This window comes from Bacillus sp. FSL M8-0256 (assembly GCF_038005765.1).
GTDB lineage: Bacteria > Bacillota > Bacilli > Bacillales > Bacillaceae > Bacillus > Bacillus safensis.
In genome coordinates this window covers 3,619,142-3,644,036 of record NZ_JBBOTU010000001.1, presented here as the reverse complement: position 1 = coordinate 3,644,036, position 24,895 = coordinate 3,619,142, and the positions used below count along the sequence as shown (strand labels likewise).

The following is a 24,895-nucleotide window of genomic DNA, read 5'->3' as shown; positions in this document are numbered from 1 at the left end:
ATCTTACTTCTAATAATAAACAATTGTAAAGTCAGTTGAAAGATTATAAATTAAAATAATGATAAAGACCTAAAACATTTGACTCATATAAACCAATTGCTTTGACATTTGCCATCGAGTAGAACAAATTTCATCTTTGCAGGACATACATATTGTTCGTTTGGGAAGTTCTTCTCAAGATGGTATTCTAAAAGAAACAGAAACCACCAAGAAGGAATGAAGAAAGACATGTATAGCCTTTTTCAAAAGTATCAAGAAGTTGTCATGTATCTTGTGATGGGTGTGTGTACAACCATTGTCAATATCGTCAGCTTCTATTTATTCGTTGAGATGTTTTCCATGGATTACAAAACAGCTACGGTTGTTTCATGGGTATTTGCTGTTCTCTTTGCTTATATCACCAATAAGAAGTATGTCTTCAAGCAAAAGGCTCGTGACACAAAAAGCCTCATGCGTGAGCTTTCTTCATTTTTTAGTGTCCGTCTCATGTCTCTAGGTGTAGATCTGGGGCTGATGATTTTATTTGTGAGCCAAATGGCGCTCAATGAAACCGTCGCAAAAATTCTCGTCAACTTTGTGATTGTGGTGGTCAATTATGTCGCCAGTAAGTGGTTCGTCTTCAAGAAAACAAAAGAAGATGCGATTTAACACATAAAAAAAGATAGGTGATGTGAAATGAGCAGCAGGCCAGACGACTTATATGATGCCATATATCAACAAACAGAAAAGCAGCATGAACAAGTGCTGAGGCTAGTCAAAGAAATGACCGCACATCCAGAAGCGTTTTCGGAACAAGAAAAGGAAAAGATCAACCGAATGGACATTGCGCTTCAAACGGCAACGGACATTTTAGAAAATTTAATGACCCCTGATACGCAAATGACCATTGTTTTAAGACAAGGGAGAATTCATGTTGACCTGTCAAAAGCGTAAAAGAAGCAGCCAATGATGCAGCGGCTGCTTTTTATTATGCATCGCTTGTTTCCCGCAGTTGCTTTGGAGACATGCCGATTTTCTTTCGAAAGACTTTATTCAAGTAATTCGCATTTCGGTAGCCGCACTGTATGGCGATTTCTTCAATCGAGTATTTCGTTGTTTTTAGTAATGTTTCCGCCTTTTCTAACCGGATATTGGTTAAGTAGTGAATAGGTGTGAAGCCAGTGGCCTTTTTGAATTCTCTCGTAAAATGACTTTTGGATAAACGTGCCGCAGCTGCCATATCGTCTGGGCCAATTTCCTCGTGAAAATGATGGCTGGCAAACAAGGCCGCTTGGACGATGGGCTCAGGCCATTTCTCCATTTGTCCCTCAAGCTTTGGCAAATATGAATACAGTTCCATGACAAATTGATAAGCAAGGCTAGACCCCTCAAATGGATTGGTAATCCGTCTTTCACTGGCTTCATCATAAATTTTCTTCAGCAGGCGGATCGGTTTGGAATGAGGATGAAAACGCATGACCTGCTTTCCTTGATCAATAAATTGGTCAAAGCAAAGATCGCAGGCTTCCCCATAAAGCGTCACATAGAGAAATTCCCAATGCTCACTGTCCTCTGGAAAATAATATTGATAGGCACTTGGACTTTTCACAAGAAAGGCCTGCCCCGGCAAGACTTTAAACCGCTTCTGTCCGATTTCAATCATGCCATGTCCAGACAGTGTGAGCTGAAAGATGCACTTGCCCTGATCCTTCCGCTCCACGCCATTCCAGCTGTATAACGAAGATGATTGAACCTCCCAGCCAACAGACCATATTTGTGCCGGCAATGTAACATCAGAATGGTGAAAACGAAATGCAAATGCTTCCTTCTTCAAATTGGAAAACCTCCTTCACAGCAAAAAACAACCTTTTTCTATTTTGAATCATGGTACACCTCATATCACATCGTACCATTCACAGCAAAAAAAGGGTATTTTTTAACGATTTTTTTACCATTGAACATACGCAGTTCAGGCAACTAAAATAAGAGTATCAGAAGAGAAAAGGGGAATGGATATGATCGATATGTTACGCACGGCATTTCACCAGCAATTTGGGGATAGAGAAGAAGAACTTCGCTATTTTTTTGCCCCGGGAAGAGTGAACTTGATTGGTGAACATACAGATTACAATGGAGGTCATGTATTCCCTTGTGCGCTCACTCTCGGTACATATGCAGCATGTGCAAAGCGGACAGATGGCCGCGTGAGAATGTATTCCTTGAACTTTGATGGCGATGGTGTGAAAGAATTCGACCTTTTTGAAATCGCTTACTTAGAATCGGATGGCTGGGCGAATTATCCGAAGGGGGTGTTCCATCAGTTTATCGAAGCAGGGATGAAGATAGAAGAAGGCTTTGACATTGTATACGGCGGCAATATTCCCAATGGCGCAGGCCTGTCTTCCTCTGCCTCGATTGAGCTTGTCACCGCCGTCTTCATCAATGAATGGCATTCATTCGGCGTTTCAAATGCCCGTCTTGCCCTCCTTTCGCAGCGTGCAGAAAATGAATTCATTGGCGTCAATTGCGGCATCATGGATCAGTTTTCAATTGCTCTTGGAAAAGAAGATCACGCCATTTTGCTCAATTGCGATACTCTTGATTTTCAATACAGTCCGTTTCGGCAAGAGGGACTGGCGCTTGTCATTGCCAATACAAACAAAAAGCGGACACTGGCAGACTCCAAATACAATGAACGCCGGTCAGAGTGTCAATCAGCTTTAAACGATTTACGAAAAGAAATCGATCTTGCCCACTTATGTGAGCTCACGGCAGATGAATTTGCCGAACATGCCCATTTGATTCAGGATGAAACATGCCGCAAACGTGCAAGACACGTAGTGACAGAAAACGAGCGGACCATAAAAGCAGTCAAGTTTCTGAAAGATGATAAAATAGATGAAATAGGTGCGCTTATGAAGTCTTCTCATCTTTCTTTAAAGAATGATTATGAAGTGACTGGATTTGAACTAGATACACTTGCAGAAGCCGCTTGGCTCCATCCTGGAACGATTGGCTCCCGGATGACGGGCGCGGGTTTTGGCGGCTGCACGATCAGTATTGTGAAAGAAAAGCAGCTGGCATCATTTATAAAAGAAACGGGTGCGATTTATCAAGAGAAGACAGGCATTCAAGCCTCTTTTTACACAGCTGGAATTGGAGGCGGCGCAAGAGAACTCACGAAGGAGGAAGTGTAATGACGATTTTAGTTTGCGGGGGAGCAGGGTACATTGGCAGTCATGCGGTAGCGGCTCTTTTAGCGAAAGGTGAACAAGTGGTGGTAGTGGATAATTTGCAGACAGGCCACAAAGAAGCTGTTTTGGAGGGAGCTGTTTTAGAAGAGGGAGATTTACGAGATCAAGATTTTTTAAGACAGGTTTTCAAAACACATCAAATAGAAGCGGTGATGCACTTTGCCGCAGATTCACTTGTCGGCGAGAGTGTAACAGACCCGCTAAAGTACTATGACAACAACGTTGGAGGAGCGACAGCCTTACTTCAGGTGATGAATGAATTTGATGTGAAACACATCGTTTTCTCTTCAACCGCTGCCACATATGGTGAACCAAAGCGAGTGCCGATCGTTGAAACGGATGAGACGAATCCAACCAATCCTTATGGAGAAACGAAACTGGCCATTGAAAAAATGCTGAAGTGGTCTGAGCAGGCATATGGAATGAAATACGTTGTGCTTCGTTACTTTAATGTAGCTGGCGCTCATACAGAAGGACTTGTCGGAGAGGATCATCAGCCTGAGACACATCTCATTCCGATTATTCTGCAAGTGGCTTTAGGAAAACGAGATCAGATCATGATTTACGGTGATGATTATGAGACAGAGGATGGCACGTGTATTAGGGATTACATTCATGTCATGGATTTAGTAGACGCGCACATCTTAGCTGTTGATCGTCTGCGCGCTGGAAAAGAAAGTGCAACATATAACTTAGGGAATGGCACTGGTTTCTCCGTGAAGCAGGTAGTAGATGCTGTTAGAAACGTCACGGGACATGCGATCCCAGCACAGGTGGCTGACAGACGTGCGGGGGATCCAGCAAAGCTGATAGCTTCTTCTGAAAAAGCGCTGCAAGAATTAGGGTGGACACCTCAATATGCTGACCTTCACACCATCATTCAAAGTGCGTGGGATTGGTTTCAGAAGCATCCAGACGGCTACCAGAGTAAATAACGCATAACAGGCAGGCAAGAGAGGGGACAGAGAGAATGGCGGTTGATATTTTTGAAAAACTGGAACAGCTGATTCAATACGGGATCAATCATGAGCTGATCACACGACTAGATATCGATTATACGAGAAATCGGCTGCTAGAGGTGCTTGGGCTGGATGAAGCTGAGCCAAGAACAGTCTCAGGGGAGGCGGAGCTTGAAGACATCTTAATGCCGATGCTGGATTGGGCAGTTGAGACTGGCCTTATCCCTGAGGGGACGGATACGTATCGCGATTTACTAGATGCGAAAATCATGGGATGCTTGGTGGCGCCTCCAAGTGTCATCTACGCAAAGTTTGAAGAGAAACGCCAGCATGAAGGGCCAGAGGCGGCTACAAGCTGGTTCTATGAAATGCAGCAGCACGCACACTATATTCATACAGGAAGAATCGCCAAAAATGTGCAGTGGTTTACACCAACAGATGATGGCGTGCTGGAGATCACAATTAATCTATCAAAGCCGGAAAAGGACCCAAAAGCAATCGCTGAAGCCAAAAAGCTTAGTCAAAAGCAATATCCTCTTTGTCTCCTTTGTAAAGAAAATGTTGGGTTTGGGGGGCGGATCAACCATCCAGCGAGACAGAATCACCGGATTATTCCTGTGACACTCACAGATGAATCTTGGTTTCTACAATTTTCACCTTATGTGTATTACAACGAGCACTGCATTGTGTTCAAAGGCGAACATGAGCCGATGAGCATCACCAAAAAGACCTTTGAACGATTGCTTTCTTTCATATATATATACCCGCACTATTTCATCGGATCGAACGCCGACCTTCCGATTGTCGGGGGCAGTATATTAAGTCATGACCATTTTCAGGGCGGTGCGCATGAATTTCCGATGGCGAAAGCGGAGGTGGAAGAGGTCTTTTCTCTGAATGCCTTTCCGAATGTGAGGGCTGGCATTGTGAAATGGCCGATGTCTGTCATCCGCCTTCGAAGCAGCGACCGGCAGACGCTTGCAGACGCCGCAGACTTTATCTTAACCAAGTGGAAAATGTATTCAGATCAAGAAGTGGAGCTGCTAGCTCATACTGGAGAGACGCCGCATAATACCATTACACCCATTGCACGCCGCCATGGCGATGACTATGAATTAGATCTAGTGCTGCGCAATAATCGTACAAACAAGCGGCACCCGGATGGAATTTTCCACCCGCACGAAGAAGTCCATCATATTAAAAAAGAGAATATCGGATTAATTGAAGTGATGGGTCTTGCCGTTCTTCCTGGTAGATTAGCAGAGGAATTAAGCCAATTAAAAGAAGCGCTCTTATCCAAAAACCCCCTTGAAGAAATCAAAGCCCGCCCTGCTATCACGAAACACGAAACATGGGCAAAGCGTCTGCTTGAAGAGAACACCTTTACAGAGGACAATACAGAAGCCATTTTACAAAAAGAAGTCGGTATGATTTTTTCTCGTATTCTCTCACAGGCGGGTGTGTTTAAAAGAACCGAGCAAGGGAAAACAGCTTTTAAACGTTTCATTCATACACTCATATAGGCAGGTGATTAGATGATTGAACAAGTAAGAACATTAATGGAAGAAAAACAGCTCGACGGTGTCTTGATTCAAAAGCGTAATAACTTCTCCTGGCTGACAGGAGGAAGAAGAAATCACATCGTGTTAAATACACCAGAGGGCGTGTGCAAGCTGCTTGTGTTAAAAGATGACATCGTCCTCATTGTGAATCAAATGGAAGAAAAGCGGATCATTGAAGAAGAGATGGCCTATATCGATCACCCATTTCAAGTGGTAACGATGGATTGGTTTGAGGATGATACGGCACACATTCAAACACTCACAAAAGACAAACGGATCGGGTCAGACATTCAAATGGATGGATTCGAATGGATCGAGCCGGATTTGTCGCAAGTCCGATCCATTCTTTCTGCATCACAGCTCCGCCAATATGAAACGCTTTGTCATGAAACAGCGGTCATTGTAGAGAGTGTCTGTAAAGAAATCGTTCCAGGACAGACGGAGCACGAAATCGCTTCGCTTGCGGCTCAAAAAGCGATCGCGCAGGGAATGACGATAGAAGTACTGCTTGTGGCAACAGATGATCGAATTCATCAATACCGTCATCCAATTCCGACAGACAAAAAACTTCAAAAGCATGCGCTTGTTGTTCTTTGCGCTGAACGGCATGGACTCGTGGCGAATGTCACAAGGTCTGTTTACTTCGGTCAGCTTCCAAAGGAGCTTGAAGAGAACAAAGAGCGGCTTGCACGAATTGACACGGTCATGAATGCCGCCACGCGCCCTGGTAAGACATTGGGAGATGTATTGAAAGCAGGTATTGCTCAGTATGAAAAAGAAGGCTTCCCTGATAGCTGGAAAAAGCTTCATCAAGGGGGAAAAACGGGCTTTGTATCTAGAGAAATCATTGCAGTTCCCTCATCGAAGGAAGAAATTCAGCTGCAACAAGTGTTTACTTGGAACCCTTCATTGCCTGGATTGAAGTCAGAGGATACGATGGTCGTAGAGAAAGAGGGGAACCGCTTTTTAACCTATACAGGCAAGTGGACATACATTGAGGTTAAGCATGAAGGGGACATCTATAGACGCCCTGATATTTTAGTGAGAGAAGAATAACTGCAGAATGCCGGCGCTGAGCCGGTTTTTTGCTGGAAGTCATTTAGCGGGATTCCACATATTCATCATGATTGCCAATTCTTACACCGCATAGTCAGAGGATCGATACTTTCTTTTCTTGTCAACTTGCGTTAAAATAAGTAAGGTTTTTGTTAAATGTGGGGATACCTATTTTGAAATTGTTTACCTAGATAAAATTTCATTAAGTTAAATTGAAATTTGACCAAACTTTTTTATTGTGGTAAACCTAAATTTGACAAAGTTCTTGATTGTTTGTCCTTTGCCTTCAACTCTCAACTTTTCAAAATCCTAGAAATTTATTGTGTGTGCAATAATATAAATTTATGTCGAATTTATGACATTTTGAGAGAAATCTGTTGAAAAATAAATGAACTTTTGAAAAAAGGGAAGCTAACTCTAACAGATTTTGATAGCATTACAAAGGGAAGAAAAGTTTTCGAAGGCAGATGGCTTTTCACAATTATTCAGCAATTTATACATTATTTAAGGAAGGATGGTGATCTTCTTGTTCAGAGCCATTAAACCTATGCTTTTATTAGCGATGCTCGTGAGTGTTTTTGTATTAGGAGGTTGCAGCAATATCGCTGTTTTAGATCCTAAAGGACCAGTCGCAGCACAACAAAAAGACTTAATCCTTTTATCTATTGGATTCATGCTCTTTATCGTTGGTGCGGTATTTGTACTGTTTACCATCATTTTGGTTAAATACCGTGAGCGTAAGGACGTTGGAAACGCCTCTTATAACCCAGAAATACACGGGAATACGCTTCTAGAAGTTGTCTGGACAGTGATCCCAATATTAATCGTTGCTGCTCTTTCGATTCCAACTGTAAAAACAATTTACTCTTTGGAAGAGGCACCTCAAGCAACAAGCCATAAAGATCCACTCGTCGTTTATGCGACAGCTGTTGATTGGAAATGGATCTTTAGTTATCCAGAGGAAAATATTGAGACAGTGAACTACTTAAACATTCCAAAAGATCAGCCGGTTTTATTCAAAATCACTTCCGCTGATACAATGGCATCACTATGGATTCCTCAGCTAGGCGGGGAGAAGTATGCGATGGCTGGAATGGAAATGGAACAATATCTTCAAGCTGATGAAGTAGGCACATACCAAGGAAGAAACGCCAACTTCACAGGCGAGGGCTTTGCTCAGCAAAAATTCAAAGTCAATGCGATGACGCAGTCTGACTATGATAAATGGGTAAACAAAACGAAGAAAGAAGCACCAAAGTTAACGAAGAAAACGTATGACTACTTGATGCTTCCTGATGCTGCAGATGTGCAGACATTCTCATCAACACATTTATCCTTTGCGAAGCACGGAGAAGATTCTGAATATGCACTCCAAGCACGCAAACGTTTAGGTTATCAAGCAGTTTCTCCGCATTCCAAGACAGATCCTTTCGAGAATGTGAAGAACTATAAAAGAAAATTAGAAACAGAATAAACTGACTAAGGAAAGGAGGAGGCCGTTATGCATTTAAAATGGGATGAGTTTTTTGTAACTGGAGACCCATTAATTCTTGGTGCGCAAATTTCTATCGCTCTCACTTCCATTGCCATTGTGTTTGTTTTAACCTACTTTAAAAAGTGGAAATGGCTTTGGAAAGAATGGCTGACATCAGTTGATCATAAAAAGCTTGGAATCATGTATATCCTTGCTGCTGTGATTATGTTCTTCCGCGGTGGGGTAGACGGACTGATGATGCGCGCGCAGCTGGCGCTTCCTAATAATACGTTTTTAGATTCAAACCACTATAATGAAATCTTTACAACGCATGGTACGATCATGATTCTATTCATGGCGATGCCATTTTTAATTGGTTTAATCAACGTCGTTGTTCCTCTTCAAATTGGTGCACGTGACGTTGCATTCCCTTATTTGAACAACCTTAGCTTCTGGACATTTATGGTCGGAGCAATGCTGTTCAACATTTCCTTCGTTATTGGAGGATCACCAAGTGCAGGCTGGACGAGTTACATGCCGCTCGCCGGAAATGATTTCTCACCAGGACCTGGACAGAACTACTACTTGCTCGGGCTCCAAATTGCAGGTATTGGTACACTTATGACAGGTATTAACTTCATGGTGACCATCTTAAAAATGCGTACAAAAGGTATGACACTTATGCGTATGCCAATGTTTACATGGACAACATTGATTACGTCTGTCATCATCGTGTTTGCATTCCCTGTACTAACAGTTGCTTTAGCACTTATGACATTTGATCGTTTATTCGGTTCTGCATTCTTTACACTCGAAGCAGGCGGTATGCCGATGCTTTGGGCGAACCTTTTCTGGATTTGGGGACATCCTGAGGTATATATTGTTATCCTGCCGGCTTTCGGTATTTTCTCAGAAATCTTTGCGACGTTCTCAAGAAAGCAGTTGTTTGGTTACAAAGCGATGGTTGTATCGATTGTGGCAATCTCTGTTCTTAGTTTCCTTGTGTGGGTTCACCACTTCTTTACAATGGGGAACAGTGCAGCGGTTAACTCATTCTTCTCGATTACAACAATGGCGATTTCTGTACCAACAGGTGTGAAAATCTTTAACTGGCTCTTTACGATGTATCGAGGCCGTATCAGCTTTACATCACCAATGCTTTGGGCACTTGGTTTCATCCCGAACTTCGTAATCGGTGGTGTAACTGGGGTTATGCTTGCGATGGCAGCTGCGGATTACCAGTACCATAACACGTACTTCCTTGTATCCCACTTCCACTATGTATTAATCGCAGGTACTGTATTTGCTTGTTTTGCTGGTCTTGTTTTCTGGTATCCAAAAATGTTTGGTTACAAGTTAAACGAAAGAATCGGCAAATGGTTCTTCTGGGTATTCATGATCGGATTTAACATCTGTTTCTTCCCGCAGTACTTCCTAGGACTGCAAGGAATGCCAAGACGTATTTATACGTATGGACCAGAAGATGGCTGGACTGCACTCAACTTTATTTCAACAATTGGTGCATTTATGATGGGTATCGGATTCATCATCCTTTGCTACAACATTTACTACAGCTGGAGACACTCAAAACGTGAAGTGTCTGGAGACAGCTGGGGAGAAGGACGTACACTTGACTGGGCGACATCTTCTGCAATTCCGCCGCATTATAACTTTGCAGCACTTCCAGAAGTGACAACACCAGATGCATTCCATCATTGGAAGCAAAACAATGTGGACGTTCATCCTGAAAAAGAATTCAAGAAAATTCACATGCCGCATAATTCAGGCAGACCGCTGATCATGTCTGCATTCTTTGGACTTGGTGCATTCGGTCTTGTATTTGAATGGTACTGGATTGGTGTTATTGGCTTAATCGGTGTATTCGCAACGATGATTTTACGTTCATTCGAATATGACGATGGCTACTATATTCCTGTTGAAGAAGTCATTGAAACAGAGAAAAAGAATAAGGAGGCGCAGAAGTAATGGGACATAATGATAGCAGCTATGCAAATGCACCGCTTGAATATCAGTCTGAAACCGGACGTTTAAACATCCTTGGTTTCTGGATATTCCTTGGCGCGGAAATCGTGTTGTTCTCAACACTTTTTGCGACCTACTTTGTTCTACATGGCAGAACAGCTGGCGGCGTTTTACCAGCTGAGCTGTTTGATATGAAGCTTGTATTGATCATGACATTCCTGCTATTGGTTAGTTCATTTACATGCGGGATTGCTGTTCATGAAATGCGCCGTGGAAGTACAAAAGGGGTTGTCATTTGGACGATTCTCACACTGCTTCTAGGTGCAGGCTTCGTTGGATTTGAGCTTTTCGAGTTCTTCCATTATGTACATGAAGGTGCGAGCATCCATACAAGTGCGTATTGGTCTGCATTCTTTGTACTTTTAGGAACTCACGGACTACACGTATCGATCGGTATCTTCTGGATTACCGGGATCTTGTTCCAAATTAAAAAGCGTGGATTAACTCCACAAACAGCAGCGAAGATTTTCATCTCAAGTCTATACTGGCATTTCCTTGATGTTGTATGGATTTTCATCTTCACAGCTGTTTACTTGATCGGATTAGGGGGGCTTTTGTGATATGGCTGGAAAAACACATTCCTCAGCAGAGCACGAACACTTCCCTTGGAAACACGTAGTTGGCTTTATCCTATCCATTGTGCTGACAGTCTTAGCATTCTGGATTGCGATTGGAGCTGAAATTGGCAGTTCCGCAAAACTATGGATTATCTTTGGTTTTGCGTTCATTCAAGCATTCTTGCAGCTGTTCATGTTTATGCACATGACAGAGAGCGAGAATGGAACTGTTCAAGTCGGAAATACTTTGTTTGGTCTGTTCTGTGCGATTATCTTCGTCATCGGATCTGTTTGGATCTTTGCGGCTCACTACAGCCACGGAGAGAACAGTAAAGACGGGTATTCACCGTCTGCACCAAAGCAGTCTGAGCATTCAGAGAAATAATAAAAAAACCACTCATCTCTTGAAGGTGAGTGGTTTTTATCATGATGGTGATAACGCTTCCAATAGTTGGGCGATATCTATCGGCTGCTGAATCTTTTGCGAATGAATGGAAGTCCGTAGATGAGGAACGCTGCAATGTGAGCCAAAATCACGTTAATGGCAAAGAATGCGATCATGAAGGTATGTCCTGCTGGAGATAAACTGCTTGTCATGTAAAGACCGAAGAAAATCCACATAATCATAATGGGTGGAATAGATGCTAATGCAATTTTTCTGTTTTCCAGCCATAAAAACAGGGGTGTAGCCGTTGCAATACATAGGTACGCAAAGAACATATCCATCGTATCCAACTCCTTTGTAAGTTGATATTCAAATCAAATGAGAGGTCAGGATGCAATTGTGTCTGTTTTTAGGAGATATTGTGAACATTTTGTTACAAGTATTATACCACAATTGACTTTGAAGTAAACGTAATAATTGGAAAATGGGCCTTATTCCATACAAAATGGTTTTATTCCTCTTTCCTCAGTGCAGCTTATCTCATCTGATGTTTACTTGTTATATCGCCACATAGGTCATTGAATTTTTCCCTTAAAATCTGTAAAATAAACTTTTTAAAGGACTTGAGATCGATTGAATGAAAAGTGTATAGAGGGATTTTTTCCTATTGTTAGGATGAAAAGTATTTCATTTTTTGAAAATTGAATGGAACCTTTCGGATGTATCTTCCGTCATATTTAAGGTGAGTTGATTTTGTGAAAATTTCAATCTAATATAAATAAGGGCTTTTATGTTTTGTAATAAGGGTGGTTAGTTCATGAACAAGCAGAATACATCTCCTTACTATCAAGGAGATTTGATTTTTATATTTTTAGCCTTCTTTGCCATCAGTATCATTGCGATTTATGCTGCGGGTCAATTTGGGCAGTACGGATCTAATGCGTGGACCAGACAGATCATATACTATATGGTCGGAGTTATATGTATTGTTGCTATTAATTATTTTGACTTAGAGCAATTAGAGAAACTGAGCTTATATATATTTATAGGCGGCATTATGCTGTTAATTCTTCTGAAAATCGCTCCTGCACAAATCGGAGGTCATGATTTTGCCCCAATCAAAAATGGTGCAAAAAGCTGGTTTGTGTTACCTGGAATAGGGACATTTCAGCCCTCGGAGTTCATGAAAATTGGTTTGATTATGATGCTCGCATCTGTTATTGGAAAGTCTTCACCTAGAGGAAAAAGGACATTAGAGGATGATATTTTCCTTCTATTAAAAATTGCCGGCGTGGCAGCTGTACCAGTTGGACTGATCTTCTTGCAGGATGCAGGGACTGCGGCTGTTTGTATGTTTATTGTTGTGGTGATGGTGTTTTTATCAGGGGTGAATTGGAAACTGATTTCTCTCATCGGTTCAGTGGTTGTACTATTGGTTGCCGCTGTGTTAGCCGTCATCATTCTCTTCCCTGATTTTGCGAAAACAATCGGTATTCAACAGTACCAAATTAACCGGATTACCGCTTGGCTGCCTGATAGTTCTTCGACAGCCAACCAAGCACAGACGCAGGATGCATCTGGATCTGATAAATATCAAGTAGAGCAGGCGATTATGGCCATTGGTGCAGGGCAGATTTTTGGGAATGGCATTAAAAACTTAAAGGTCTACGTTCCTGAAGCACAAACGGATATGATTTTCTCCATTATAGGTGAAGCCTTTGGCTTTATCGGCTGTGCGTTTGTTGTGATCATGTTCTTCTTCTTGATTTACCGGCTTGTCGTACTGATTGACCGTATCCATCCTTATAGCCGTTTTGCGTCATTCTTCTGCGTAGGATATACAGCATTGATTGTAATCCATACGTTCCAGAACATTGGCATGAACATAGGCGTGATGCCTGTAACAGGGATTCCACTCTTATTTATCAGCTTTGGAGGAAGCTCTGTCTTGTCCGTTCTCATTGGATTCGGGATCGCCTATAACGCAAGCGTTCAATTAACGAAATATCAAAGTTATTTATTTAAATAAAACGGGTAAGGGCAGTCTAAGTATAGGCTGTCTTTTTTTATGCGAGTTTTAATTTTTGAAAAGCCCTAGGTCTTTGCCTTATGATAGAAGAAGTGAAGGAGGTCTTCGAATTGAACAAAACGATAGAAACCATATTAAATCATCGATCCATTCGTTCGTTTACAGACGAGCGTTTGACAGAAGAAGAGGTGCTGACACTGATCAAAAGTGCACAGGCTGCTTCAACATCAAGCTACGTACAGGCGTATAGTATTATTGGGGTGACAGATCAGGAGAAGAAGGCCAAGCTTGCTGAACTGGCTGGAAATCAGCCATACGTTGAGAAGAACGGGCATTTCTTTGTCTTCTGTGCAGACTTGAAACGCCATGATCATATTGCAAAAAAAGCAGGGAAGAATCATCAGGAGGCGCTTGAGAATACGGAAGCCTTTCTCATTAGCGTCATCGATGCGGCATTGGCTGCACAAAATGTCAGTGTTGCTGCAGAATCAATGGGACTTGGGATCTGCTATATTGGCGGACTGCGTAATGAGCTGAGAGAAGTCTCTGAAGTGCTTGAAACGCCATCTTATGTGCTGCCGTTATTCGGTCTGGCTATTGGCCATCCAGCTAATCAGTCGTCACAAAAGGAACGGCTGCCAGTTGAACTAATCTATCATGAAAATTCATATCAGCAAGATGAAGCGCATGTGGATCGTTATTTAAAAGAATACGACGATCGTATTTCCGCATATTATGAAGCACGAACAAACGGTGAGAGAAAAGATACTTGGTCTGAGCAGATGCTGCGGGGCTTCAGCCAGCCAAAGCGTGCCTTCCTTGGAGAATTTGTGAAAGAGAAGGGCTTTAATCGAAAATAAATAAGACATCCCCCTTTCCATTAAGAGAGGGGGATTTCTGTAAGAGGTGCAGCATAATGAAATTAAGTATACTGGATCAATCTCCTTTGATAGGAGGCGCTACGCCTGCTGAAGCACTGAAGCAGACGGTTGAACTGGCGAAGCAGGCGGAGAAGTGGGGTTATCACCGTTTTTGGGTATCAGAGCATCATTTTTCAAACCGGCTTGCAGGATCGAGTCCAGAGGTGCTTCTCGGTCATTTATCAGCCGTTACATCGCACATACGCATTGGTTCTGGCGGCGTTATGCTCCCGCACTACAGCGCCTATAAAGTAGCAGAGAACTTCAGGGTTCTCGAAGCGCTGGCTCCTGGCAGAATCGATCTTGGGATTGGACGTGCCCCTGGTGGTATGCCTATTTCCTCCATTGCCCTTCATCATGGGGAGCGAAAGCGTCTAGGCGACCAGTATCCTGAGCAGGTAGAGGAATTGAAGGTCTATTTACATGATCTAGCGGATGAATTTTACCCGCTGCCTCATTTGACTGCTTCTCCGAAGGTAGAGACCGCGCCAGAAGTATGGATGCTTGGTTCTTCTGGAGGGAGTGCAAGGCTTGCGGCGAAAGCAGGTGCAGGCTACACGTTTGCGCTTTTTATTAATGGTGAAGGCGGAGAAGACTCTGTGGAGCAATATATCAAACGATTTGAACCTTCAGTATTCGGTGATCAGCCGCGTGTCAGTCTGGCAGTCTTTGTTTTATGTGCCGAAACAGAAGAGCAGGCAGAAAAACTGGCTGTCAGCTTAGATTTATCTTTACTTGCCAATGAACAGGGGCTGAATCTTGAAGGTTTTCCTTCATATGAAGAGGCACAGTCGTATTCCTACAGTCCTTATGAACAAAAACGAGTGGCTGCCAATCGTCAAAGGATGGTCATTGGAACACCAGCATCTGTGAAAAAGCAGCTGACCACACTTGCGAAGGCTTATCGGACAGATGAATTGATCGCTGTGACCATCACACATCACATGCAAGACAGGCTCACATCGTATCGTTTATTAAAAGAAGCCTTTGATGCATAAAACGTATGTATATTTATCGCCTGCGGAGCCAGTACAAGGGGAAAAGGAGCATCATGGTGAGGAAGAAGGCGGCTGACACCAGCAGGCTGAGCGGATAGATACAGGAAGCATAAACAGTCAGCTCGCATGCTTGATGAAAAGGACGAGGCTGCTTCGTATGTAAAAAGGTTAGAAAATAAACCAATGTGATCGTCAGAAAAAAAGCAGTAAAAAAAGAAACGATCCATAGCAATATCAACATGAGTTTCTCTTTCCTCCATATATGATCGAAAAGCCTTGATGAGCTTATCCGCTCATACAAGGCTTTTCTTGTGATTCACATTTATTCAGGGTAAATTTCGAAAGGTTCCTTCGTTTGTACGGTATCTGATTTTCCTTTCAAACTTGCATACGCAAGCATTGTATACTCACCAGCTTCAAGCTTCTGGCCTTGATTGATTGTGCCATTCCATTTTATGCGGTGCTCTCCTTTATCAACATGTTGATAAACACCAGCTTCACCTAAATACTCTCCATCGGTCGAGTAGACAAGGAATGCAAGGTTCTCAGCACCGCCAGGCAGGTAGCTGCTAATGACATAGCTTCCAGCACGATTGTCCGGCTCTACGGAAACAGAAGTGACGCGCGGATAATCAGGCTCTTTCACAATCAATAAAGTAGGGATTTCCGTGATCTTTCTGCCATTTTCGCGAATGGTGATGCTGCCTTGGTACGTCCCTTTTTTGGTTTTTCCGTAATTCACCTGTACTGCGGAAGTAAAGGATCCAGTGGAATTCCCTTTGACGGTGATTTTTTTCGTTCCGTTTGTACTAATGCCGCTGCCATTGAATTTGTAATCAATGGTATACGTTTTCGGTGCTTTTGAAAGGTTTTCTACCTTAAATTTCTTCGTTTTGATTTGAACGCCTTTTTCCTTTAAGAAAGTGCCGTATGAATAGCTCGCATCAGAAACGATAGAAGACGCTTGAAGTGATTCCATGATTCGAACGCTGCCTGTTCCTTGTGTGTTATGAGGGAATGGGCTGCCATTTGCGTCAAATAGTTTTTCTGCTGTATTCATCAGCAATGCTTTGATTTGTTCAGTTGAGTACGATGGTTTTGCTTGTTTGATGATCGCTGCAACTCCTGCCACATGCGGAGATGCCATACTTGTTCCTTGCTTAGAACCATATCCGTAAGGCTGAGAAGGATCATGCGTTGGGATCGTACTCACAATGCTGACACCGGGTGCTGATAAATCAGGCTTAATCATCCACGTATCCACAACCGGTCCGCGGGATGAGAAGTCAGCGACTTGCTCACTAAGTTCTTTGACAAATTGAATGGAGAAAGCCGTTGTATCGTTTCCAGCCTCAATGGCTTTGATAAGCACTGTTCCTTCAGCTTTTGACAGCTTAATTGTAGGAAGTGCGAGACCTGGTACGTCGACTGGAATCTCTCCATCGGTATTGTTATACATCACAACGCCGATTGCACCAGCGGCTTTTGCATTGTCGACTTTATCCACAAAAGCAATGGCACCACGTTCAATTACGGCCACTTTTCCTTTAACATCGATGTCTTCAAATGCCTTTTCGTCACCGATTCCTGCTTGGACGAGTGTGACTTGTTTTTGGTCAAGCGCTTTTAAATCACTCTCTTGGTAGTATCCCATGACTTTTGCAGTAGAATAATTCGGGAATTTCACATTGTAAAGGCTGTACGGAAGCTGAGTTGCCCCGACAGAAATGGCCTCTCTTGACGTGCCGGGAGAACCGACAGTCCAGTTATTAGGACCGCTGTTTCCATTCGAAGTAACAGCTACAACGCCTTCAGACATGGCCCAATCGAGTGCAATGCTCGTTGCATAATCAGGGTTATTGACACTGTTCCCAAGAGAGAGGTTCATGACATCTGCTCCGTCAGTAACAGCCCGGTCGATGCCTGCAAGAACGTTCTCGGTTGTTCCAGATCCACCTGGTCCAAGTACACGGTATGCAAGAAGCGTGGCATCCTTTGCGACCCCTTTAATTTGTCCATTTGCCGCAATCGTTCCTGCAACGTGTGTGCCGTGATCTGTGGATTCGCCTCTAGGATCTCCTTTAGGTGTCTCTTGCGGAGAATAATCATTATCAACAAAATCATAGCCTTTGTATAAACCGAAGTTTCCTTTTAAATCAGGGTGGGTATAGTCTACTCCAGTATCAATGACTGCGACTTTGACCCCTTTTCCAGAATAGCCGGCATCCCATGCTTTTGGTGCACCGATAAATGGAGCGCTCTTATCCATAAGCGGGGAGACATCTTCGTTTGGAAGCTGGATGCTTTCCTTTTTCACTTCATCGGTTTTATATGTAACATCCGGATAAACGGCTTTTACTCCATCAACTGCGAGCAGTTTCGGGATTTCGTTTGCAGGAAGTTTCATAGAGAAACCAGAGAAGACTTTTTCATATTCTTGACGAACACTCGCTTTATCTACCTCTTTGAGTGCTGCGTTCTTTACTTTTGTTCGAGATTTTTTGAGGGAGGCTTTTGTTTGTGATTTGCCTTCTTGCTTGGCTTCAACTAAGGATTTTTCCTTTAATTCAACAATGACAGTGGTTTGTTTTCTCGAGTTGACATTGATTTCACCGAAGATTTTTGCTTTTTCTAGTTCCATCTTTTTGTTAGATGGAGCAGCAGCAGCCTGTTGACCGGTAAAGAATGTGGATAAAATAAAAATAGTGGAGAACAATAGAACAGAAGAACGAGATATGACCTTTTTCATTAATTTTCCCCTTTCTAGCTGTGTTTTTAGGGAGATAGCCTTTCTTTTTGTGGATAAATAGGAAAGATTCACTGCCCGTTATTAAGTATTCAATACGTTGAAAACAATTCCTTTACTAAAATGGTCTTATTTTACATAGTGATAAAGAACTATTTTGTTTATAAAGTCGCACTTATTCACAAATGTCTGTTGATAACTCGATTATTCAGATACATATATGGAAAATAAAAAATTTACATACACAAAATCTAGTAAGAGGGTGTTGATATGTGGATAAATCCTGTTGATAAGGTGTGCTTATCTTTGGGATAGCGTGTGTATAAAATTTTCAATGAAACATCCAGGCACATGATGATCTTCTGCACTTTTCAACAAAACTTCTGAAAACTAGTTGGTTTTTTCACCCAGATTGTGACAAACCTCTCTTTTTTCTCGGGATATGATAGGAGCAGTTGTTTTGCTAGAGCTGCTAGATTCTAAGAAAAGCGGAGGGATGTTCAGTGAAGAAATTAAAAAGCTGGTTGAGCGTATGGTTTGGTTTCATGATGAATGTGCTTGTGAACCCTGGTGTGATGATGAAGAATCAAGGGTTTCAGACGGCCGCGGCGGATGCTGGATTCTTTCAAGTAGTGAAAGAGAGAGCGCTGGAGAAGCTGGCAGAGGAACATAAGAAGAAACGCAAGGCAGAGAAGCGGTTTACTCAAAGTCTGATGATGCTTGAAGAGAAGACGATGCGAGAGGCGCGTGCTGGTCCGCTCTTACCTTTACAGAAAAAGTGAAACAGGGTAAAATCCCACATAAGAAATGTTATCTGCTGGGAGAGGATACCCCTTGAAGATATATAAAATATTGAATAACAACGCAGTGGTTGTGAAGGAGGGCGATCAGGAGAAAATTGTGATGGGACCCGGAATTGCTTTTCAGAAGGGGAAAAATGACGTCGTTCCTCTTCAAAAAATAGAGAAAATCTTTGTTGTGCGTGAAGAAAATGAGAAATTCAAACAAATTCTTGCCACATTGCCAGAAGCGCATATTGAGGTGGCAGAGCATATCATCAGTTATGCAGAGGGGAAACTCATGATGCCGCTCAGTGATCACATTCACATATCACTGACTGATCATTTGTCCTTCGCCATTGAACGCCTTCAAAAAGGCATTGTGCTATATAATAAATTGCTTGGTGAGATCAAAGTCTTATATAAGCAGGAATATGAGATTGGAAAGTATGCCATTCGTTATGTAAAGGAGCGGCTTGGGGTTGAACTGCCGGACGATGAGGCAGGATATGTGGCACTTCATATTCATACGGCCAAAATGAATACGGAGTCCATGAAAAAGACCGTGAAATATACAACGATGATTAAAGAAATGATCGAGCATATTGAAAGCTATTTTCAGCATTCAATTGATGAGGATAGTATTTCCTATCAGCGGCTTGTGACACATTTGAGGTATGCATTAGGCAGGTTGGAATCGAATGAGGCATTTCAAATCATGGACGAAGACATGCTGATTTTTATCCAAACAAAGTATGATACGGCGTACCGGTGTGCACTTGGACTCGCTGATTTGTTAAAAGATGAATATGGACTTCATCTCCCTGAATCGGAGATCGGCTACATCACGCTGCATGTCCAGCGTCTGCAGGAAGCCGAATTGGTTTAAAATGATCGTGCCTGCATGCAGGCTTTTTTTTATGCACACTACTCTTATTAGTGTATATGGGTCATTGGATTTGAAAAAAGAGGTTGACGCATGTCACAGTCTTATACTATGATGAAAGCGTCATCAAAAATTGATATCGCGGGATTGTGACTGTCAGGCAGGCAAGACCTAAAATTTGCGTAACGAGGGGACGTGTATGTCCTTTATTCGTTGGTGAATTTTAGGTCTTTTTTGCTTTAAAAAAGGAGGAGACATCATGGATTATCAAAAAACAGCTAAAGAATTAATGAAACTGTTAGGCGGCAAGGAAAATGTCATCAGTGCAACGCATTGTGCAACAAGACTCAGATTGGTGGTGAAAAATGAGGATTTGATTGACAAAGAGGCCATTGAAGAACTTGAAGGAGTGAAGGGGGCCTTCTCAAGTTCAGGGCAATTTCAAGTCATTTTTGGAACGGGATCTGTCAACAAAGTGTATGAACCATTTGTTCGTGAGACTGGTCTTGAGACTGGCGACGAGAATCAAAAGCCTGTCAGCCATGATGAAGCAGTGAAACAAAAAATGAATCCACTTGCGCGTTTTGCAAAGACGTTATCAAATATTTTTGTACCGATCATTCCAGCAATTGTGGCAAGCGGTTTGTTAATGGGTCTCTTAGGCATGATGAAAGCCTTCAAATGGGCTGATCCAAGCTCAGCGATCTTCCAAATGCTTGATATGTTCTCAAGTGCAGCCTTTATCATTTTACCGATTTTAATTGGGGTCAGTGCAGCGAAAGAGTTTGGCGGAAATCCGTATTTAGGGGCTGTCATTGGGGGAATTATGATTCACCCGAATCTGCTTAATCCGTGGGGATTGACGGAAGCAAAACCAGAGTATATGCATTTATTCAATGTTGATATTGCTCTTCTTGGTTACCAAGGGACGGTCATTCCAGTGCTATTGACCGTATATATCATGTGCCTTGTTGAGAAGAACTTAAGAAAAGTGGTTCCGAACAGTATTGATTTACTTGTGACCCCATTTGTGACCGTGATTGTCACTGGATTTGTGACGTTTATTGCAGTTGGACCGCTTGGAAGAATGCTTGGTACAGGAATTTCGAGTGCACTGACATTTATTTATGACCATGCGGGATTCTTAGCAGGACTCATTTTCGGCGGTGCTTACTCTTTAATTGTGCTCACAGGGGTTCATCATAGCTTCCATGCGATTGAGGCAGGCTTGCTGAATGATATTGGGCGTAACTATTTGCTGCCGATCTGGGCAATGTCCAATGTCGCGCAAGGCGGAGCAGGATTGGCTGTCTTTTTCTTAGCCAAGCGTGCAAAAACAAAAGAAATTGCCCTTCCTGCTGCCTTCTCTGCTTTTTTAGGAATTACTGAGCCTGTCATATTTGGTGTAAACCTCCGCTATCGTCAACCATTTATTGCGGGAATGATCGGAGGCGCATTGGGCGGGGCATTCGTCGTTTTCACGAAGGTAGCTGCCAATGCTTATGGTTTAACAGGCATTCCGATGATTGCGATTGCAGCACCATTCGGTATTCAGAATGTGGTCAATTATGTGATTGGTATGTTAATCGCTGTTGCTGTTTCATTTATTCTCACTATCATTTTTAAAGTAAAAGAAGTCGAAAAATAATCAAGGAGTGGTCACAGTCATGACAACAACTGACGCAGCACTTCGTCAAAAGATAGCAGACCGTATTCGAAACTATGAGCATTTGGTCAAAAAGGATGTGTACCGGCAGCATTTTCATTTGATGCCGCCAGTTGGTCTTTTAAATGATCCGAATGGGCTGATTCAGTGGAAAGGAATTTACCACGTCTTTTATCAGTGGCAGCCATTCAAAACGGGGCATGGTGCAAAATTCTGGGGGCATTATACATCGACAGATCTAGTCAATTGGCAGCACGAAGAAGCCGCTCTTGCCCCAAGTGATTGGTTTGATCAAAACGGCTGTTATTCTGGCAGTGCATTTATAGAAGATGGGCAGATGCACGTGATGTACACTGGAAACGTTCGGGATGAACAAGGGAACCGTGAGACGTATCAATGTTTAGCTGTTTCGGAAGATGGTATTCACTTTGAGAAAAAAGGTGTCGTGGCAACGCTCCCTGAAGGGTTCACTGCCCATTTTCGAGATCCGAAGGTATGGAAGCGAAATGGCCGGTGGTACATGATCCTTGGTGCACAAAGCTTAGACCTGAAAGGACACCTTGTCTTATTTACCTCTGATACGTTAGATAATTGGACGTTTCAAGGCACGATTGCAGGCAGCGGAAAGAATGGTTTAGACAATTTCGGCTATATGTGGGAATGTCCAGATCTGTTTGAATTAGACGGCCGGGATGTATTGATTGTGTCACCGCAAGGACTAGAGCCGGATGGCTTAAAATATCACAACACACATCAATCAGGCTATTTTGTTGGCACATTGGATGATCACTCGTATCAATATACACACGGAGCGTTTGAGGAACTGGACCGTGGCTTTGACTTCTATGCGCAGCAAACCTTTCTAGACGAATCAGGCAGACGACTTTTAATCGGGTGGATGGGGGTGCCTGATCAAGGAGAAGAGCATCATCCGACGATTTCTTATCAATGGATACACTGCCTCACGATCCCGAGAGAACTCCATTTAGATGAGGACGAACATCTGATTCAAAAACCAGTAAGTGAACTTCAATCCATGCGGACCAATGAACAAGAGCATGTTTTTCATATTAAACGTTCTGTTCATTCCATCCCTGTAGAGGATATTACGAGCGCAGAGGTATTCATTGATCAAATTGACACACAAAAAGGGTTTGAATGCTGTATCCGTGCAGCAGCACGCATCATCTATGATAAAGAGGAAGGGAAGCTGACATTAGAGCGGGATCGATTTGAAGATCGATCAAAGGAAGTTCGTGAAGCAGTCATAGAGGAATTACACGACCTTCATATCTTTATCGACTCATCGTCAATTGAGATTTTTGTAAACGGAGGCCGAGAAGTTTTTACTGCACGTTATTTTCCTTCCCCGGGAAATAAATCGATCTCCATCAGTGGCAGAAATGAAACAAAGCTGAAACTGAAGACATGGCATTTACAAAGAGAAGCAAATCGTTGATCCTTATCCTACAAGTGATGATCAGTATGACGTGAAATTGAAAGTAACAGAAACAGCAAGGCATATAAAAAGGGCGCTTCAGCACCGTCTGCACGATTGATAGAGAAGGTGCCGATGTAGAATTACATTTCTCTATCAGATAATTGAGGTGCGGGATATTGGGGACCCCAATACCGCATCCTCGTTTTCTTTGTTAAATTCACCGCCCGTTCCGGCTAAAGTACCTTGTTCAAATTTTTAACTTCAATCATATCAGCCCGTTTAAATAGTTCTGCTTCTGATCGATCAGTTTTGAAAACTAACCCCGCCTTCCTCAGGATTAATCGATGTTTTGACATTATTAGCTGCTTCAGACAAAGAAAGTCTTGCATCTTATTCCACTGATCATAAGTGGAATTTTTATTTTCATTGGTTTTTTGGCTTTTGGACCAATGGCAACCCCGACATCTACATCCCCTCACCATTAATTCCATTATATTTTCTTGATAACTATCAGTTAAAACGATTTTCCCCCGTTTGCTTCACTGTTCGTTTTACTTTATCATGCTGTTCTTTATAAAAAAGGTTTACTTTATTAATTATGAGTGATAACATACATTTAAATTATTGGTAATGAATATTACTTTTATATAAAATAAAGTAATTTTTATTACATATGATAAATCATATAAATTTTTTTATGATGAGGGGTGCTCTGTCTCTAAAATGAAAGTTGTCGAAGATAGGGGTTGCGTCATTCATTTCATTTTTGAAAGCGCTATCTTATTGGTATGTGGCTGGCAGTGAATAGATTAAAAATTCTACTTAGTTGATTGTTTCCACTATCCAAAATGAAGAGGAGTGTATGTTGGTCAGTGATTTAGCACCAGTGGTTGGATGTTATCAATGCATGTAAAGAAGTTGCTATTGCAAACAACTAAAAAAATTAATCTATTAAATCAATATGAAGTTAAGGGGTGTATTTGCATGGGAGTATGGAATTTTAAAGGCGGTTCTATTTGGTCAGAAAAGGGGTTCATTCCAAATAAGTCTACAAGCATTACAGTTACTCATGAGGATGATAGGGATATTCATTTATCTGAATCTAGCGTAATTGTACCGGGACTAGTAGATTTTCATTGTCATGTATGGGCACCTGGAGCAGAGATTGGTGTAACAGATAAACAATATCTTTCCTCAGGAGTAACTACAGTTGGGGACGCAGGTACTTTTGGCTATGACGGATGGGAGGAAGCAAATCGTTATTGGGAAAACAGCCCGTTAACAGTTCGTTCTTGGTTATCAGCTTTACCAGAAGGGCTAACCAATCACCCCAATCCTAACCCAACCAAGCCAGAAAGTATTTCGTTGGATCGAATTGTTGAAGTTGCATCTTTAGCTAATGATTGTTTATTAGGAATTAAGATTCGCTTAGGTCAGGTGGACAAAACGACTGACCGGTCTTTATTACGCTTAGCAAGAGAAGCAGCCGATCGAACCAATTTACGAATGATGGTTCATTTAACTGGAACTCAACTAGATATTGAAGAGGTAACACAATATTTTAATAAAGGGGACATTCTCACTCATCCATTTCAAGGAAGGGATGGAAACGTGTTAAATACTTCCGGGAAGGTAAAAAAAGAATTTCTAGCTGCAGTAGAAAGAGGAATAGTATTAGATATCGGTCACGGTAGAAAACACTTTAATTGGAATGTTTTTTATAAATGCTTAGCTGAGGGAATTAAACCAGATACGATCAGTACAGATTTAACAAGCGCGTCATGGAGAAAATACCCTGTTTATAACATGAGCTACATCATTTCTAAAATGATTGTAGGTGGACTGTCTCTTGATGAAGCTTTTAGAGCAGTTCTGGTAACAGCTCCTAAATTGTTAGGAATTGACGATGTTACTTTTACTCCAAATCACCTTGTGGTTCTAGATTCTACTTCTACTGAGACTGCCTTTCCCGATGTAGATGGAGAAACGGTGTTAGGTAACATTAACTATCAACCGAAACATGTAATTTTTAACGGTAAACCAGACCTTGAGAGCAATTTTAGTTGAAAATAAACGTTTTTGACACGATGAAAGAAAGTTTTCATTTTGTTCGCTGTCTTGAGGAAACAACAGAAGAGTAAATGGAGATACTCTTACACAT

At 42.1% G+C, this 24,895-nt stretch carries 21 protein-coding genes; 18 read left to right on the top strand and 3 right to left on the bottom strand.

What is annotated here, in order from left to right:
- The first annotated feature begins 264 nt into the window (after window positions 1-264).
- Entirely contained in the window at window positions 265-648 is a 384-nt protein-coding gene (locus NSQ76_RS18850; protein ID WP_012011676.1) for a GtrA family protein, read from the top strand.
- Between the two features lie 27 nt (window positions 649-675).
- Entirely contained in the window at window positions 676-933 is a 258-nt protein-coding gene (locus NSQ76_RS18845) for a hypothetical protein (RefSeq protein WP_024423842.1), read from the top strand.
- 34 nt (window positions 934-967) lie between these two features.
- Here NSQ76_RS18845 and NSQ76_RS18840 read toward each other — a convergent pair whose 3' ends face one another.
- Window positions 968-1,813, bottom strand: a complete 846-nt coding sequence (locus NSQ76_RS18840; protein ID WP_341055452.1) for an AraC family transcriptional regulator — start codon at window positions 1,811-1,813, stop codon at window positions 968-970.
- 181 nt (window positions 1,814-1,994) lie between these two features.
- Here NSQ76_RS18840 and NSQ76_RS18835 point away from each other — a divergent pair, with 181 nt between their 5' ends.
- The 8 genes from NSQ76_RS18835 to qoxD all read left to right on the top strand — a co-directional run bounded on the left by NSQ76_RS18835 (window position 1,995) and on the right by qoxD (window position 11,269).
- Window positions 1,995-3,176 (top strand): galactokinase, encoded by a 1,182-nt coding sequence (locus NSQ76_RS18835; protein ID WP_445661671.1) that lies wholly within the window; start codon window positions 1,995-1,997, stop codon window positions 3,174-3,176.
- Window positions 3,176-4,168: a UDP-glucose 4-epimerase GalE gene (galE, locus tag NSQ76_RS18830; protein ID WP_034621905.1), complete on the top strand. Its 993-nt coding sequence runs from the start codon at window positions 3,176-3,178 to the stop codon at window positions 4,166-4,168. Before NSQ76_RS18835 ends, galE begins: the two co-directional genes overlap by 1 nt.
- A gap of 35 nt (window positions 4,169-4,203) precedes the next feature.
- Window positions 4,204-5,715, top strand: a complete 1,512-nt coding sequence (gene galT / locus NSQ76_RS18825) for a UDP-glucose--hexose-1-phosphate uridylyltransferase (RefSeq protein WP_056765445.1) — start codon at window positions 4,204-4,206, stop codon at window positions 5,713-5,715.
- A gap of 12 nt (window positions 5,716-5,727) precedes the next feature.
- Window positions 5,728-6,810, top strand: coding sequence for a M24 family metallopeptidase (locus NSQ76_RS18820; RefSeq protein ID WP_268420489.1), 1,083 nt, complete (start codon window positions 5,728-5,730; stop codon window positions 6,808-6,810).
- Between the two features lie 517 nt (window positions 6,811-7,327).
- Window positions 7,328-8,284 carry a cytochrome aa3 quinol oxidase subunit II gene (gene qoxA, locus NSQ76_RS18815; RefSeq protein ID WP_087977856.1) on the top strand — a complete coding sequence of 319 codons (957 nt, stop codon included), beginning with the start codon at window positions 7,328-7,330 and terminating at the stop codon, window positions 8,282-8,284.
- Between the two features lie 27 nt (window positions 8,285-8,311).
- On the top strand, window positions 8,312-10,270 hold the full coding sequence (gene qoxB / locus NSQ76_RS18810) for a cytochrome aa3 quinol oxidase subunit I (RefSeq protein ID WP_024423835.1): 1,959 nt from the start codon (window positions 8,312-8,314) through the stop codon (window positions 10,268-10,270).
- The gene (gene qoxC, locus NSQ76_RS18805) at window positions 10,270-10,887 is read left to right on the top strand and encodes a cytochrome aa3 quinol oxidase subunit III (protein WP_024423834.1); all 618 of its coding nucleotides are present in this window, start codon (window positions 10,270-10,272) and stop codon (window positions 10,885-10,887) included. Before qoxB ends, qoxC begins: the two co-directional genes overlap by 1 nt.
- 1 nt (window position 10,888) lies before the next feature.
- Window positions 10,889-11,269: a cytochrome aa3 quinol oxidase subunit IV gene (gene qoxD, locus NSQ76_RS18800; protein ID WP_012011667.1), complete on the top strand. Its 381-nt coding sequence runs from the start codon at window positions 10,889-10,891 to the stop codon at window positions 11,267-11,269.
- A 77-nt stretch (window positions 11,270-11,346) separates the two neighbouring features.
- Here the strand turns inward: qoxD and NSQ76_RS18795 are convergent, their stop codons facing one another.
- Window positions 11,347-11,610: a spore morphogenesis/germination protein YwcE gene (locus NSQ76_RS18795; protein ID WP_008345491.1), complete on the bottom strand. Its 264-nt coding sequence runs from the start codon at window positions 11,608-11,610 to the stop codon at window positions 11,347-11,349.
- 476 nt (window positions 11,611-12,086) lie between these two features.
- On the opposite strand from NSQ76_RS18795, the gene NSQ76_RS18790 reads away from it, so the two are divergent.
- From NSQ76_RS18790 to NSQ76_RS18780, 3 genes are all read left to right on the top strand, one after another.
- Window positions 12,087-13,298, top strand: a complete 1,212-nt coding sequence (locus NSQ76_RS18790; RefSeq protein WP_025093823.1) for an FtsW/RodA/SpoVE family cell cycle protein — start codon at window positions 12,087-12,089, stop codon at window positions 13,296-13,298.
- 110 nt (window positions 13,299-13,408) lie between these two features.
- A complete protein-coding gene (nfsA, locus tag NSQ76_RS18785) occupies window positions 13,409-14,158 on the top strand; it encodes an oxygen-insensitive NADPH nitroreductase (RefSeq protein ID WP_341055442.1) in 750 nt (249 codons plus the stop codon).
- A gap of 56 nt (window positions 14,159-14,214) precedes the next feature.
- Window positions 14,215-15,216, top strand: coding sequence for an LLM class flavin-dependent oxidoreductase (locus NSQ76_RS18780; protein WP_268420494.1), 1,002 nt, complete (start codon window positions 14,215-14,217; stop codon window positions 15,214-15,216).
- A 322-nt stretch (window positions 15,217-15,538) separates the two neighbouring features.
- Here the strand turns inward: NSQ76_RS18780 and NSQ76_RS18775 are convergent, their stop codons facing one another.
- Window positions 15,539-17,965 carry a S8 family peptidase gene (locus NSQ76_RS18775; RefSeq protein WP_341055436.1) on the bottom strand — a complete coding sequence of 809 codons (2,427 nt, stop codon included), beginning with the start codon at window positions 17,963-17,965 and terminating at the stop codon, window positions 15,539-15,541.
- Between the two features lie 500 nt (window positions 17,966-18,465).
- Here NSQ76_RS18775 and NSQ76_RS18770 point away from each other — a divergent pair, with 500 nt between their 5' ends.
- The 5 genes from NSQ76_RS18770 to NSQ76_RS18750 all read left to right on the top strand — a co-directional run bounded on the left by NSQ76_RS18770 (window position 18,466) and on the right by NSQ76_RS18750 (window position 24,801).
- The gene (locus tag NSQ76_RS18770) at window positions 18,466-18,744 is read left to right on the top strand and encodes a hypothetical protein (RefSeq protein ID WP_341055433.1); all 279 of its coding nucleotides are present in this window, start codon (window positions 18,466-18,468) and stop codon (window positions 18,742-18,744) included.
- Window positions 18,745-18,796: 52 nt separating this feature from the next.
- Window positions 18,797-19,630: a PRD domain-containing protein gene (locus tag NSQ76_RS18765; RefSeq protein WP_024423828.1), complete on the top strand. Its 834-nt coding sequence runs from the start codon at window positions 18,797-18,799 to the stop codon at window positions 19,628-19,630.
- Between the two features lie 256 nt (window positions 19,631-19,886).
- The gene (locus NSQ76_RS18760) at window positions 19,887-21,275 is read left to right on the top strand and encodes a sucrose-specific PTS transporter subunit IIBC (protein ID WP_341055429.1); all 1,389 of its coding nucleotides are present in this window, start codon (window positions 19,887-19,889) and stop codon (window positions 21,273-21,275) included.
- Window positions 21,276-21,294: 19 nt separating this feature from the next.
- Window positions 21,295-22,752: a glycoside hydrolase family 32 protein gene (locus NSQ76_RS18755; RefSeq protein WP_135031460.1), complete on the top strand. Its 1,458-nt coding sequence runs from the start codon at window positions 21,295-21,297 to the stop codon at window positions 22,750-22,752.
- Between the two features lie 885 nt (window positions 22,753-23,637).
- Window positions 23,638-24,801 (top strand): amidohydrolase family protein, encoded by a 1,164-nt coding sequence (locus NSQ76_RS18750; protein WP_341055424.1) that lies wholly within the window; start codon window positions 23,638-23,640, stop codon window positions 24,799-24,801.
- Window positions 24,802-24,895: the final 94 nt, after the last annotated feature.

Bases quoted from the DNA above. Each gene is read 5' to 3' on its own strand.
- NSQ76_RS18850 (WP_012011676.1), top strand. From the start codon at position 265: ATGTATCTTGTGATGGGTGTGTGTACAACCATTGTCAATATCGTCAGC.
- NSQ76_RS18845 (WP_024423842.1), top strand. From the start codon at position 676: ATGAGCAGCAGGCCAGACGACTTATATGATGCCATATATCAACAAACA.
- NSQ76_RS18835 (WP_445661671.1), top strand. From the start codon at position 1,995: ATGATCGATATGTTACGCACGGCATTTCACCAGCAATTTGGGGATAGA.
- galE (WP_034621905.1), top strand. From the start codon at position 3,176: ATGACGATTTTAGTTTGCGGGGGAGCAGGGTACATTGGCAGTCATGCG.
- galT (WP_056765445.1), top strand. From the start codon at position 4,204: ATGGCGGTTGATATTTTTGAAAAACTGGAACAGCTGATTCAATACGGG.
- NSQ76_RS18820 (WP_268420489.1), top strand. From the start codon at position 5,728: ATGATTGAACAAGTAAGAACATTAATGGAAGAAAAACAGCTCGACGGT.
- qoxB (WP_024423835.1), top strand. From the start codon at position 8,312: ATGCATTTAAAATGGGATGAGTTTTTTGTAACTGGAGACCCATTAATT.
- qoxC (WP_024423834.1), top strand. From the start codon at position 10,270: ATGGGACATAATGATAGCAGCTATGCAAATGCACCGCTTGAATATCAG.
- qoxD (WP_012011667.1), top strand. From the start codon at position 10,889: ATGGCTGGAAAAACACATTCCTCAGCAGAGCACGAACACTTCCCTTGG.
- NSQ76_RS18795 (WP_008345491.1), bottom strand. From the start codon at position 11,610: ATGGATATGTTCTTTGCGTACCTATGTATTGCAACGGCTACACCCCTG.
- NSQ76_RS18790 (WP_025093823.1), top strand. From the start codon at position 12,087: ATGAACAAGCAGAATACATCTCCTTACTATCAAGGAGATTTGATTTTT.
- NSQ76_RS18780 (WP_268420494.1), top strand. From the start codon at position 14,215: ATGAAATTAAGTATACTGGATCAATCTCCTTTGATAGGAGGCGCTACG.
- NSQ76_RS18775 (WP_341055436.1), bottom strand. From the start codon at position 17,965: ATGAAAAAGGTCATATCTCGTTCTTCTGTTCTATTGTTCTCCACTATT.
- NSQ76_RS18760 (WP_341055429.1), top strand. From the start codon at position 19,887: ATGGATTATCAAAAAACAGCTAAAGAATTAATGAAACTGTTAGGCGGC.
- NSQ76_RS18755 (WP_135031460.1), top strand. From the start codon at position 21,295: ATGACAACAACTGACGCAGCACTTCGTCAAAAGATAGCAGACCGTATT.
- NSQ76_RS18750 (WP_341055424.1), top strand. From the start codon at position 23,638: ATGCATGTAAAGAAGTTGCTATTGCAAACAACTAAAAAAATTAATCTA.